14 protein-coding genes are annotated in these 12,947 nt (G+C 31.4%); 12 read left to right on the forward strand and 2 right to left on the reverse strand.

Translation table 11 applies throughout. The annotated features are described in order from the left end of the window. Positions 1-168 precede the first annotated feature (168 nt). The 7 genes from efp to ACI32A_RS03215 all read left to right on the forward strand — a co-directional run bounded on the left by efp (position 169) and on the right by ACI32A_RS03215 (position 6,066). A complete protein-coding gene (efp, locus tag ACI32A_RS03185) occupies positions 169-732 on the forward strand; it encodes an elongation factor P (RefSeq protein WP_439753579.1) in 564 nt (187 codons plus the stop codon). 110 nt (positions 733-842) lie between these two features. Continuing rightward, positions 843-1,721, forward strand: a complete 879-nt coding sequence (locus ACI32A_RS03190) for a hypothetical protein (protein WP_439753580.1) — start codon at positions 843-845, stop codon at positions 1,719-1,721. A gap of 3 nt (positions 1,722-1,724) precedes the next feature. After that, positions 1,725-2,381, forward strand: a complete 657-nt coding sequence (gene cmk, locus ACI32A_RS03195; protein ID WP_439753581.1) for a (d)CMP kinase — start codon at positions 1,725-1,727, stop codon at positions 2,379-2,381. A 13-nt stretch (positions 2,382-2,394) separates the two neighbouring features. Further along, the gene (gene der / locus ACI32A_RS03200; RefSeq protein WP_439753582.1) at positions 2,395-3,702 is read left to right on the forward strand and encodes a ribosome biogenesis GTPase Der; all 1,308 of its coding nucleotides are present in this window, start codon (positions 2,395-2,397) and stop codon (positions 3,700-3,702) included. A gap of 14 nt (positions 3,703-3,716) precedes the next feature. After that, positions 3,717-4,712, forward strand: a complete 996-nt coding sequence (locus tag ACI32A_RS03205) for an NAD(P)H-dependent glycerol-3-phosphate dehydrogenase (protein ID WP_439753583.1) — start codon at positions 3,717-3,719, stop codon at positions 4,710-4,712. Further along, entirely contained in the window at positions 4,713-5,009 is a 297-nt protein-coding gene (locus tag ACI32A_RS03210; protein WP_439753584.1) for an HU family DNA-binding protein, read from the forward strand. 73 nt (positions 5,010-5,082) lie between these two features. Then, complete coding sequence (locus ACI32A_RS03215) at positions 5,083-6,066, forward strand: phosphotransacetylase (protein ID WP_439753585.1); 984 nt, start codon at positions 5,083-5,085, stop codon at positions 6,064-6,066. Positions 6,067-6,168: 102 nt separating this feature from the next. On the opposite strand, the gene ACI32A_RS03220 is transcribed toward ACI32A_RS03215, so the two are convergent. Next, the gene (locus ACI32A_RS03220) at positions 6,169-6,789 is read right to left on the reverse strand and encodes a TatD family nuclease-associated radical SAM protein (RefSeq protein WP_439753586.1); all 621 of its coding nucleotides are present in this window, start codon (positions 6,787-6,789) and stop codon (positions 6,169-6,171) included. Between the two features lie 9 nt (positions 6,790-6,798). Further along, positions 6,799-7,623: a pyridoxamine kinase gene (locus ACI32A_RS03225; RefSeq protein WP_439753587.1), complete on the reverse strand. Its 825-nt coding sequence runs from the start codon at positions 7,621-7,623 to the stop codon at positions 6,799-6,801. Between the two features lie 115 nt (positions 7,624-7,738). Between ACI32A_RS03225 and ACI32A_RS03230 the strand changes: the two genes are divergently transcribed. The 5 genes from ACI32A_RS03230 to ACI32A_RS03250 form a co-directional block, all read left to right on the forward strand. After that, entirely contained in the window at positions 7,739-8,473 is a 735-nt protein-coding gene (locus tag ACI32A_RS03230; RefSeq protein ID WP_439753588.1) for a hypothetical protein, read from the forward strand. Between the two features lie 9 nt (positions 8,474-8,482). Beyond that, positions 8,483-9,655 carry a M20 metallopeptidase family protein gene (locus tag ACI32A_RS03235; RefSeq protein WP_439753589.1) on the forward strand — a complete coding sequence of 391 codons (1,173 nt, stop codon included), beginning with the start codon at positions 8,483-8,485 and terminating at the stop codon, positions 9,653-9,655. 2 nt (positions 9,656-9,657) lie between these two features. Continuing rightward, on the forward strand, positions 9,658-11,004 hold the full coding sequence (locus ACI32A_RS03240) for an MATE family efflux transporter (protein ID WP_439753590.1): 1,347 nt from the start codon (positions 9,658-9,660) through the stop codon (positions 11,002-11,004). 9 nt (positions 11,005-11,013) lie between these two features. Then, positions 11,014-12,369 (forward strand): LTA synthase family protein, encoded by a 1,356-nt coding sequence (locus ACI32A_RS03245; protein WP_439753591.1) that lies wholly within the window; start codon positions 11,014-11,016, stop codon positions 12,367-12,369. Then, the coding region (locus ACI32A_RS03250; protein WP_439753592.1) for an SDR family NAD(P)-dependent oxidoreductase at positions 12,366-12,947 on the forward strand (582 nt) is incomplete at its 3' end. The genes ACI32A_RS03245 and ACI32A_RS03250, both read left to right, overlap by 4 nt.

Genomic DNA, 12,947 nt, shown 5'->3' on the forward strand with positions numbered 1-12,947 from the left:
CACTATCGATATTATCTTACTTCTAAAAAAAATGGTGCAAACTTCTAAACACGGGTATCGATTCCTTTCGATACTTGATAGAAAGCACAGAAATGTGCTTTTTATCATTTTATCTTGACTTTTAATGGATTGTTTATAAAATAAAATGGAAATAAAAGGAGAACGTTTATGTTGGATATTAGTAAATTAAAACCAGGTCAGACAATTATTGAAGATGGTCAATTGTATTCAGTATTAGATACTGTATTTAATAAACAAGCTCGTGGAGCTATGAAAGTTAAAGCAAAAGTAAAAAACTTAAGAACAGGAGCGAATGTTAATTTACAATGGAATGGTGGTTCTGTTGTTGAAGAAGCACATATTGATAAGATTGCGGTTACATATTCTTATGATACGGGAACAGAATTGGTTTTCCTGGATTCTCAAGATTATTCTCCATTTGAAATTCCAAAAGAACGATTGGAATGGGAAAAGAATTTTTTATCTGATGAAGGTGGATTGGAATTAAATATTCGTTCTTATGAAGGCGAAATATTAGATATCATTTTACCAGATAAAGTGGCTTTAAAAATTACAGAATGTGAAGCCGCTGTAAAAGGAAATACAGCAACTTCTGCTAGTAAAACGGCTGTTCTTGAAACGGGATTTGAAGTGAAGGTTCCTTTGTTTATTGAAGCCGGTGAAGTCATTTTAGTAAATACAAATGATGGTAAATACGCTGGTCGTGCTTAATTAATAAGAAAGTGGATGGTTTGTGCATCCACTTTTTTTAGGAATTGGTTTTCTTGTGGAAAAGTCTTATAATTTTATGTATAATAATTAAGAATGCTTAGGAGGTTTTTATGGCTCAGTTATCTAGAAAAGCGAAATATCAGGAATTAAGAGAACAAATTGAAAAAGAGGCAATGGCCACGCAAACGGCTTCAAAACCTGTTAAATTATCAAGAGTACAAAATAACTCGCGTTTATCGCATGCGAATAAATCTTATCATCCACATGAAACAAAAGAAATAAATACGAATTATTCTTCAAATGAGGTCATGGATCAATTACTTGGAGAAGTGAAACAATATAATATTGACAATGGAAATCGTTATATCGATGACACACAAATCAATATTTTAAAACAATTAAATACAACACCTTCTCATGTTCGTAATCAGCATATTATGCCAATGGAAGAAGAGGAAGAACTAGGTTCTACAATGGAAATGCCTAGAAATGCTTCTTTTATGTCTGATTCTAGCAGTATTGCCAGCTTTATGCAGAATCAGACATTAACACGTATTAATCCTGTTAATACTCAGCCTCAACCTGAAATTTATAATGATTTTGTTCAAAAAGAAGAAGAAAAACCAAAAGAAGAAAAAATTGTATTATCTAATAATGATATTCGTGCAGATGATACAATGGAAACGGATCATTTAGATTTATTTGAACCAGGTAAATACGATAGTAGCGATCAGGAAGAAGAAACTTCTTATAAATCAAAGCGCAAAGCGAAAAAAGCAAAAAAAGAAAAGCGTAAACAAAAAGAAGATTTAAGTGATGATCTTCCAAGTGCAAAACTAAGAATGCAAACAGAAGATTTAGAAAATTATGAAGAAGAATCTGGTTCTAAATCGGGTATAATTTTAAATATTATTTTGGTTATTTTAATTATTGCGTTATTAGCCTCTATTGCTGTCACTGTTTATTTCTTATATAATATGGGACGATAATTTATGAAAAAAATTAATGTAGCGATTGATGGAACAAGTGGCGTTGGAAAAAGTACAATTTCTGATTTATTAGCACAAAAATACAATTTATTGCACCTGGATACAGGTGCAATGTATCGTTGTGTTGCTTATTATATGCATATCTATCAAATTCATTATGAAAATGAAAATGAATTAAAAGAAGCCTTAAATCAAATTCAAATTCGTTTTTCAGGAAAAAAAGTTTATTTAAATGGAGAAGATGTATCCAATGAGATTCGTAGTAATGATGTATCAATGCTGACATCTAAAATTTCAACATATGCTCTTGTACGCAAGAAAATGGTTTCTTTACAACAGGATATATGTAAAGAAAAAGGATATATTGTAGATGGCCGAGATATTTGTTCGACTGTTTTACCAGATGCAGAAGTTAAAATTTATATGAGTGCAACGAGTGAAGCTAGAGCACAAAGACGATATAAAGAATATTGTGATAAAAGAATTGAAGCAAATTATGATGTCATTTTAAAAGATATCATACAACGAGATTTTCAAGATAGTCATCGTGCGATTTCTCCTTTAAAAAAGGCAGAAGATGCCATTGAAGTCGATACATCAAATTTATCGATTGAAGAAGTAATTGAAGTATTAAGTAAATTAATTGAAGAAAAATTATAGAAAGGAGCAGCCTATGATTTCTGGAACTGTTGCGATTGTTGGACGCCCAAATGTAGGAAAATCAACTATTTTTAATCGTCTCATTGGACAGCGAAAAAGTATTGTAGACGATACTCCCGGAGTAACCCGTGATCGAATTTATGGCGAAGTAGAATGGTTAACAAAATCTTTTCGTTTGATTGATACAGGTGGAATTCAAATTGAAGATCAGCCTTTTGCGTCTCAAATCAATATGCAAGTAGATATTGCGATTGAAGAAGCCGATGTTATTGTTTTTCTTGTTTCTTGTAAAGAAGGTGTTATGACAGATGATATTGCCATTGCACGTAAGCTACAAAAAACAAATAAACCAGTAATTTTAGCTGTAAATAAAGTGGATAATTCCCAAATGCAAATGAATGCCTATGAATTTTATCAACTTGGACTAGATGATTTAATCTGTATTAGTGGAGCCCATGGAATTGGTTTAGGTGATTTACTGGATTTAATCATGGAAAAATTACCTGTTAAAGAGATGAAAAGCTATGAAGGTATCACTTCTTTTTGTGTCATTGGTCGTCCCAATGTAGGAAAAAGTTCATTGGTGAATGCGATTTTAAATGAACAACGTGTTATTGTTTCCAATATTGAAGGAACAACACGAGATGCAATTGATACTTCTTTTAAAGTCGATGGACAGGAATATATGATCATTGATACGGCTGGAATACGTAAAAAAGGAAAAATATATGAAAATATTGAAAAATATTCAATTTTACGTGCTTTGAGCGCCATTGATCGAAGTAATGTCGTATTATTTGTGATTGATGGAATAAAAGGAATCACTGAACAAGATAAACACGTTGCTGGATTGGCTCATGAAGCTGGAAAAGGTGTTATTATTGTTTACAATAAATGGGATGCAGTTGAAAAAGATGATAAAACAATGGCAAAAATTGAAAAAGAAATTCGTGCTCAATTTTTATATTTAGATTATGCACCTATTTGTTTTACATCTGCTTTAACACATAGTAAAGTCAATCAATTGATTCCAATCATAAATGAAGTACACGATAATTGTACTTTACGAGTCGCAACAAATATTTTAAATGATGTGGTATTGGATGCACAGATGATGAATCCAGCAAAACCACATTTAGGAAAACAATTACGTATTTATTATGCTTCACAAGTCGCGGTAGAACCACCAACATTTGTATTATTTGTTAATGATCCAGAATTGCTTCATTTTAGTTATAAACGCTATATTGAAAATAAAATTCGTGAAGCCTTTGGATTTACGGGAACGCCTATTCGTATTTTAGCGCGTCAACGTACATAAGAAAGGAAGAAAACATGAAAACAGTTGTTATTGGAAGTGGAAGCTGGGGAACAGCTCTAGCCCAAGTTCTTCAGGATAATCATCAGGAAGTAATCATTTATGGAATTGATGAAAATGAAGTAAAAGATATTAATGAAAATCATAGAAATTCAAAATATTTTGAAAATGTTCCATTAAATCCAGACCTAAAGGCAACACAAGATATATCAGTTGTTAAAGATGCAAATATTATTCTATTAGCGGTACCTACTTTTGCTATTGAATCCATTTGTACACAAATTGATTCTCTATTGACAAAAAAAGCAATTGTAATCAATGTTGCCAAAGGATTTAATCCAAAAACCAATGAAAGACTATCCGATGTGATTCGTCGATGCATATCAAAAGAACACTTGAGCTCTGTTGTTTCTTTAATTGGTCCAAGCCATGCAGAAGAAGTTGTGATTCGATTATTGACTTCCATTGATTCTGTAAGCCAGAATATAGAAGATGCCATTGTTGTACAGGAATTATTCTCTAATCATTATTTACGTATTTATACAGGAAATGATGAAGTGGGAAGTGAATTAGGTGTAGCTATTAAAAATGTTATGGCCATTGCTTCTGGAATTATTGCTGGATTAGGATATCAGGACAATACTAGAGCAGCTCTTATTACACGTGGCCTTCAGGAAATGATTCGTTTTGGAACGGCTTTTGGTGGTCAATATCAAACCTATATTGGATTGACAGGAGTCGGTGATTTAATTGTAACTTGTACAAGTGTTCATTCTCGAAATTTTGAAGCTGGTTACAAAATTGGAAAAGAAAATGATGTAAAAAATTTCTTTGCGACAAATAAAAAAACAGTGGAAGGTGTTCGAACTGCACAAATCGTACATGATCTAGCTAAACAATATGGTATTGATATGCCAATTTGTGAAGAAGTTTATCAAATTTTATATGAAGGGAAAGAGCCAAAAACATGTGCCAATGATTTAATGTTAAGAGAATTAAAACAGGAGTTTTAAATGGCAAAATATGTAAATAAAGCTTCTTTGGCACAAGCTTTAATGGATTCATTTCCGTTGAATAAAACTGAAGCCAATAAGATGGTGGATATCATTTTTAATGAAATGTCTTCTTGTTTAGAACAAGGAGGGAAAGTAGATATTACTTCTTTTGGTAAATTTGAATTATTTGAGCAAGTTCAACGTAATGGAATTAATCCTAAAACGAAAAATCAAATGGTTATTCCTAAGCAATTTATTCCAAAATTTCGTTGCAGCTCAACTTTAAAAAAGAAATGCAATTCAAAATCCTCATAATTTTGAGGATTTTTTTATTCTTTCATAGAATTTTAAATAAATTTATTTTAAAATGAATTCAGGAGATGTTGTTATGATTACAGATACATTAGAAAAAATCATTCAAGGAAAAGGCATTCGAGTAGGATTTATGGAAGGTGCCGATCCAAGAGTCTTAGAAGCTGCTTATTATTTAAAATTACATGATACTGTGCAGCCTGTTTTATTAGGATGTGAAGAAGAAATCAGACAAAAAGCAAATGAACTTCAATTTTCATTAGAAGGAATCGAAATTATAGATCCATCTTCTTTTGAAAACATAGATTCTATGGCGTTGCACATGGTTTCTATTCGTAGAGGGAAATGGGATCTTGATACTTGTAAAGACAAAATTCTTCATAATATCAGTTATTTTGGTTCCATGTTAGTAAAAGACGGTTATTTAGATGGATTGTTAGGAGGATGTCTACTTCCAACACCTGAAGTATTGCGACCAGCTTTGCAAGTTGTCAAACCTGCTCCAGGAGAAACCTTAGTGAGTTCTTGTTATTTATTAAGAAAAGAAGGTGTGCAATATATCATGGCCGATTGTACAATCAATATCAATCCAAATGCCGATCAATTAGTTGAAATTACACTTCAAACCGCTAAAACAGCGCGTGAAATTTTCCAGATTGAACCAAAGGTGGCAATGTTGTCTTATTCTTCATTTGGTTCGGCAGGGGGAGAATGTGTTGAAAAAATGTCAGAAGCCACAAAGCGTTTAAAGCGAATGCCAATTACATTTGATGTGGATGGAGAAATGCAATTTGATTGTGCCATTGTTCCTGAAGTGGCCAAGTTAAAAGCTCCAAATTCAAAAGTTGCAGGATATGCCAATACCTTTATTTTTCCAAATTTATCCAGTTCCAATATTGGACATAAAATTGCAGCACGTTTAGGTGGATGGGAAGCCATTGGACCTGTCACACAAGGATTGAATGCACCTATCAGTGATTTATCAAGAGGCGTCACAGCCAAAGGAATTTATAAAATGGCTATTGTGATTGCATATCAAAAATATAAATATTTTAGTTAATTAATTTTGACTAATTTTAAACAATCGTATATAATATTTATGCGGGTATATGGTTCATATACGAATCCGGAACTTTAGTGAAAACTAAAGTTCCACTTTTTTTTATGCTTCAAAAGGTCGAATACGATATGTGACACCTAAGTTATCACAAATCAATTGACATCGTGCTTCTTCTTCCTTAGAAATCGTGGTATCTACTGTTGTCAATACGACTTCTTTAACATAAGATTTCACATCTCTAGCAAAATCAAGCATAGCTTGATGAGATTGTATTCCAAACTTTGAACGAACCAAATCCTGGTATTTATTTTCATCTGGATGATTTAAACTAATGGAAACAATATCAATTCTTCCTTCAAAATCTTTTGTAGTATCTTTATTCCAGATTAAGTTAGACATTCCATTGGTATTTATACGAATCGGGTTTTTATATTTTCTTTTTAAAAAATCACAAACATCAAAAATGTCATATAAACGAATTGAAGGTTCTCCAAAACCACAGAATACAATTTCTTTATATTGATTTAAATCAAATTTTTGAAATTCATTAATGATTTCTTGTACACTGGGTTCACGAATTAACCATAAAGATCGTGGATCTTCTTTTGAAACCGTATCCATTGTTTGTCTAAGACAAAATGTACAATGAAAAGGGCATCGATTTGTTACATTAACATATAAATTTTGTCCAACAGGATATAAAATCGTTAAATCTTTTTTCATTTGATCTCCTTATAATAAATTTAATAACTCTTCAAAGGGAACTCCATCTGTTAATGGAATATCCATTTCAATTGCTTTTTCAATACATTTCTTAATAAAACGACTGGCTTTTTTAACCGATATTTCAAAATCAATGCCATTGATGGCATCACAAGCAATAATAGAAGCAAAAATATCACCAGTACCAGATCGAGAAGAACCCACTTTATGTGTTTTGATCAATTTTGTTTGCCCATTTTTCTGGTAACAATAATTACAGACAAAAGTATTTTGATGAATACCTGTAATGACGACTTTTGATGGTCCTAAATCACATATTTTTTTTGATACATTCCATAATTCTTTTTGTGTCCATTTTTCTTTATAAGTCGTATTTGTTAAGATACATGCTTCAGTAATATTTGGTGTTACAATATCTGCTTTTTGGACAAGTCGAAACATGTTTTGACACATTTCATCTGTATAAGTGGAATATTTTTTGCCATAATCCCCCATAACAGGATCAATAATCACAATGGTTTTATCTGTTTTATTTTGGTCAATAAACTTTGAAACGATTTCAATTTGATTTAAAGAACCTAAAAATCCTGTGCAAATACCTTCAAATTGTAAATCCAATTTTTTCCATTCATTCATATAGTTTTCCATTTTATTTGTAAAATCATAAAAATAAAAGCTATCAAATCCTGTATGATTTGAAAAAATAGAAGTTGGAACAGGGCAGCATTGAATTTTACATTTTGAAATAATTGGTAATTGGACAGCTAAGGAACAACGACCAAAGCCCGTAAAATCATTAATACATGCGATTTTTTTCTGTTTGTTATGATTCATTTTCTTCACCCTTTGTACCATATCACATTTTGCACAAGAATCAAAATAATCAGAACAAAACAGTTTGATATTACCAGTTTTTATTTTATAATATTTTCTTAGAAAAGAGAAAACTATGCTTTATATTACAGGGGATATTCATGGGAATCAATATAAATGGATAACATATATTGATCCGGTTTTAAAAGAAAACGATATTTTATTTGTGACAGGGGACTTTGGGTTTGGTTTCTTTGATGGAATGTATGACAATGAAAATGGTTTTTTTGACTGGATTGAAAATAGAAATTATTTTGTTTGTTTTATTGATGGAAATCATGAGAATTTTGAAGTATTAAATGCTTTGCCTATTCAAAAATGGAATGGAGGCAATGTTCATTTTGTTCGTAAAAATATTATTCATTTAATGCGAGGAGAAATCTATACAATTGAAAATCATTCTTTCTTTGTTTTTGGTGGAGGCTATTCTATGGATCGGATATATCGAAAAGAAGGTATTTCATGGTGGAAAGAAGAATTGCCAAATCAAAAAGAGTATTTTAATGCGCATATGAATTTAAATTTACATCAATTTAAAGTGGATTATGTATTAACACATAGTGCACCAAGTGAATCGATTTTTTATCTACAAACGTTTCGTCATTTTCATATTAAAAATATGGAATATGAAGAAGTGCAATTGGATACTTTTTTAGAATTATTATCTAAAAAAATTGATTATTCTCATTGGTATTTTGGACATTTTCATGTGGATTTGGATATCTGGAAGTCACAAACGGCTTTATTTAATTGTATTCGAAATATTTTCACAAATGAAATTGTACAGGAATGGGATTTTTGTGATGGGTAGGAGGAAATTATGAATTATTTAGAAAGATCAAAGGAATTAGTAAATCAAACAATTGAATATCGTCGTTATTTTCATCAACATCCTGAAATTTGTTTAGATTGTCATGATACAATGAATTTTATTGAAAAAGAATTAATTTCTTTTGGGTATCAGCCAAAAGAATGTGGATCGGGTTTGGTTTGTTCTTGTGGTAAAAAAGGAAAAACAATTTTATTAAGAGCTGATGTGGATGCTTTGCCTATGAAAGAAGAAAGCGGTTTAGAATTTTGTTCTCAAAATAATTATGCACATACTTGTGGACATGATTTTCACGGGGCTATGTTGTTGATGGCGGCTCGTTTATTAAAAGAAAATGAAGAAAATTTAGATGGAACTGTTAAATTTATGTTTCAAGCTGGAGAAGAAGTCTTTCAAGGGGCAAAAGATATGTTGATTCATGGTGTATTAAAAGATCCAAAACCAGATGTTTGTTTAGCTTATCATGTGAGTTCAGGCGATATGCCAGTGGGTTTATATATGTACAATGATACATCAACGATGATGAATTCCAGTGATAATTTTACTATTGAAGTCATAGGAAAAGGATGCCATGGTGCTTATCCAGAATCAGGTATTGATCCCATTCATATTGCATGTCATATTGTACTGGCTTTAGAAGGATTAATTGCACGTGAAACGAAATCAGTCCAATCAAATGTATTAACGATAGGAAAAATTGAAGCCGGGAATGCTGGAAATATTATTCCAGAGTCTTGTTTCTTATATGGGACTTTGCGATGTGATGATGGAAGTCAACGTGATTTTATTCTTCAAAGAATGCAAGAAATAATTGAAGGTGTGGCTTCTACGTTTCGAGGACAAGCAAAATTAACTTTAACGAGTCAAACGCCTCCATTAATTTGTGATTCAAAAAGTGTACAGGAATTTGTGGGATATATGAATGAATTAGATATACCAAATCAAATGGGAATCAATGGTATTCATGCCGGTGCCAGCGATGATTTGGCTTATATTCTTTCTGAAATTCCTGGAGCTTATATGTATATTTCCGCTGGTTTTGATGATGGACGAATAAATTATGCTCAACATCATCCAAAAGTAATTTTTAATGAAGATGTATGTCAATATGGACCGGCTTATTATGCGCATTGTGCAACTCGATGGTTACAGGAGCATAAATAAAAATGAATCAGGATTTAGGAAAAGGGAACATTAAGTCTTTGTTTATTAAATTAGCAATTCCAGCGGTTTGTGCACAAATTATTAATTTAATGTACAATATTGTGGATCGAATATATATTGGACATATTCCAGATATTGGAGCCTATGCATTGACGGGTGTAGGCTTATTTGCTCCTATTTTGATGTTGTTGAATGCTTTTGCGACTTTAGTCGGTAGTTCAGGGGCACCTTTAGCGGCCATTGAAATGGGTAAACAAAACAATGAAAAAGCCAATCACATTATGGGAAACTGTTTTTCATTATTAATTTTGTTTTCTATTTTATTAACGATTTTATTTTCAATTTTTTGTCCATATTTATTAACTATATTTGGTGCCAGCAAAAATACGCTTCCATATGCATTGGACTATGCTCATATTTATATTCTTGGATCTGTTTTTGTTCTTATTGTATTGGGAATGAATCCTTTTATCAGCACACAAGGATTTTCAAAAATCAGCATGATGACTACCATGATTGGAGCTTTGATCAATTTAGTTTTAGATCCTGTTTTTATTTTTGGTTTTCATATGGGAGTAAAAGGCGCAGCCTTAGCGACTGTTTTATCACAGTCAGTTGGAGCTCTTTGGATTTTAAAATTTTTAACGGGCAAGAAAACAATTTTAAAGCTTCAAAAAAAGAATTTGATACTCAATACTTCTATTTTTATTCCTTGTCTTTATTTAGGTATTTCACCTTTTATTATGGTTTCAACTGAAAGCTTGTTGTCAATTTGTTTTACATCGAGTTTATCTTTTTACGGAGGCGATGTTGCGGTTGGAGCTATGACAATCATTACAAGTTTAGCTCAACTGGTGAATATGCCTTTACAAGGAATTTGTCAGGGTGCTCAGCCTTTAATTAGTTATAATTATGGAGCTGGAAATAAAGAAAGAGTAAGGAAAGCTTTTTTTACTGCATTTAAAACAGCAATTGTTTTTACGTTTTCATTCTGGATTTTAATACAATTTTTTCCCAAATTTTTTGTTTCGATTTTTTCTTCCAATCAGGAATTAATTCAATATGCGTCCTGGAGTTTACGAATTTATATGGCTTGTATTTTTTCAACAGGTTTTCAAAATTCTTGTCAACAAAGTTTTTTAGCTTTAGGACAAGCCAAAGTCAGTATTTTTCTTGCGATTTTGCGTAAAATTGTATTATTGATTCCACTTATTTATATTTTGCCATATTTCTTTTCAAATAAAGTATTTGCGATTTTCTTAGCAGAACCTGTCAGTGATTGTATTGCAGCCTTCATAACGACACTTGTCTTTATGAAAAAATTTGATCGTATTTTAGATTTGAAATAAGGAGTTAAAATGCTTTGGATTTTTATTGGGTTGATTTGTGTATTTTCTTCAAAATGGGCTTTTTCTTATTTTGGTTGTTCTTGTTTTGAACAGATTGTATATCATATTAAAGTTCCTTTAGAAGGAACAAATACACAATTTATAAAAGATTGGATTCAAAAATGCGGACTTCCTGCTTTATTTTTGTCAATTCTTCTTTTGTGGTTTCCATATCCTAAAATCTTTTTTTTGATTTGTTTACTATATGCAGCTTTTAAAATTGAATTGATTCTATATATTTTTCATCAATTTCAGGTTTCTGATTTCTTTGACAGGCATTATCAGGAAGTAAAAGTAACACCACCTGAAAAGAAAATGAATTTAATTCATATTTATTTAGAATCCATGGAAAGTACATATGCACTCAAAAAAGAAGGAGGAGATTCAAATCAGGAGCTTCTTCCATTTTTGACAAAGCTAACAAAAAATAATCTTTCCTTTTCACAAAATGAGAAAATTGGTGGGGGAAAGGTATTAAAAGGAACGGGTTGGACAACGGGTGGACTGGTTGGAAGTGAATGTGGTATTCCTTTATTGTTTCCGCTTAATCATCCGTTTTGTAAAGAAAAGATACCTTTTTTAAAGAATGTCACTTCTTTAGGTGATATATTAGAAAAAGAAGGCTATCATCAAGTATTTATGATTGGATCGAATGCTTCTTTTGGTGGACGTCGTAGTTTTTATCAGCAACATGGTTATTTTGAAATAAAAGATATTCTGGCTTTGAAAAAAGAAAAAAAACTGGATAAAAATTATCATGAATTCTGGGGTTTTGAAGATGATAAATTGTTTGGTTTTGCCAAAGAGGAAGTATTGAAATTATCAAAAGAAAATCATCCATTTCATTTTTCAATGTTAACGGTGGATACGCATCATCCTTATGGATATCAGGGAAAAACATGTGAACAAAAATTTAAAGAAAGTGTTTCGAATTCAATTTACCATACAGATTGTTTATTAAAAGAATTCATGGATTGGTGTTCAAAACAAGATTTTTATGAAAATACTGTTTTTGTGATTCAAGGCGATCATACAAGTATGGCTGCTGAGTATATTTCTCATACGTATGATTCTTCTTTTGATCGTCGTATCTGGAATGTATTTATTCATAGTCAAAAAGAAACAGAAAATAGAGAACGTAATTTTAGTACGTTTGATTTATTTCCAACTATTTTGTCAGCAATGGGTTTTGATGTTTTTAATCATCGAGCTGGCTTGGGTGTGGATTTATTTAGTAACGAAAAAACGTTAATAGAACAAGTAGATAGTAAAAAAATAAATTCTGAACTTTCTAAAAGATCAAAAAAATATAAGGAGTTGTTATGAGAATTGGTATTATTACAGGGGCTAGCAGTGGTCTTGGTAAAGAATTTTTATTACAGTTGGATACTTCAAATTTAGATGAGGTTTGGATTATAGCAAGGAGAAAGAGACGATTAGAAGAACTATGTAAACAAGTGAATTGTCAAGTGATTCCATTTTGCATGGATTTATGCGATGAGGATGATCTTCACTATTTTATGGATTATTTAAAAATATTAGAACCTGAAATAGCGATTTTAATTCATGCAGCTGGTTTTGGAAAAATGGGAAATTATACAGAAGTAGATGGAATAGAAAGTGAGCTTATGATTCAATTGAATTGTATTGCGGCTGTAAAATTTACACAGATTTGTATTCCATATATGAAAAAGGGAAGTGAAATCTTAGAAATTTGTTCAACCTCCAGCTTTCAGCCTTTTCCAAATTTAAATGTGTATTCGGCCAGCAAAGCTTTTCTGTATCATTATTCATTGGCATTAAGACAAGAATTAAAGCCCCTAAAAATTAATGTCATCGCGATTTGTCCTTATTGTATTTGTCAATCCAAAATTGAGCCACCTTATCAGTTTAAAATTGAGCCA

The sequence above is a fragment of the Floccifex sp. genome (genome assembly GCF_051873555.1).
In the GTDB taxonomy this organism is placed as follows: Bacteria; Bacillota_I; Bacilli_A; order Erysipelotrichales; family Erysipelotrichaceae; genus Floccifex.

Bases quoted from the DNA above. Each gene is read 5' to 3' on its own strand.
- efp (WP_439753579.1), top strand. From the start codon at position 169: ATGTTGGATATTAGTAAATTAAAACCAGGTCAGACAATTATTGAAGAT.
- ACI32A_RS03190 (WP_439753580.1), top strand. From the start codon at position 843: ATGGCTCAGTTATCTAGAAAAGCGAAATATCAGGAATTAAGAGAACAA.
- cmk (WP_439753581.1), top strand. From the start codon at position 1,725: ATGAAAAAAATTAATGTAGCGATTGATGGAACAAGTGGCGTTGGAAAA.
- der (WP_439753582.1), top strand. From the start codon at position 2,395: ATGATTTCTGGAACTGTTGCGATTGTTGGACGCCCAAATGTAGGAAAA.
- ACI32A_RS03205 (WP_439753583.1), top strand. From the start codon at position 3,717: ATGAAAACAGTTGTTATTGGAAGTGGAAGCTGGGGAACAGCTCTAGCC.
- ACI32A_RS03210 (WP_439753584.1), top strand. From the start codon at position 4,713: ATGGCAAAATATGTAAATAAAGCTTCTTTGGCACAAGCTTTAATGGAT.
- ACI32A_RS03215 (WP_439753585.1), top strand. From the start codon at position 5,083: ATGATTACAGATACATTAGAAAAAATCATTCAAGGAAAAGGCATTCGA.
- ACI32A_RS03220 (WP_439753586.1), bottom strand. From the start codon at position 6,789: ATGAAAAAAGATTTAACGATTTTATATCCTGTTGGACAAAATTTATAT.
- ACI32A_RS03225 (WP_439753587.1), bottom strand. From the start codon at position 7,623: ATGAATCATAACAAACAGAAAAAAATCGCATGTATTAATGATTTTACG.
- ACI32A_RS03230 (WP_439753588.1), top strand. From the start codon at position 7,739: ATGCTTTATATTACAGGGGATATTCATGGGAATCAATATAAATGGATA.
- ACI32A_RS03235 (WP_439753589.1), top strand. From the start codon at position 8,483: ATGAATTATTTAGAAAGATCAAAGGAATTAGTAAATCAAACAATTGAA.
- ACI32A_RS03240 (WP_439753590.1), top strand. From the start codon at position 9,658: ATGAATCAGGATTTAGGAAAAGGGAACATTAAGTCTTTGTTTATTAAA.
- ACI32A_RS03245 (WP_439753591.1), top strand. From the start codon at position 11,014: ATGCTTTGGATTTTTATTGGGTTGATTTGTGTATTTTCTTCAAAATGG.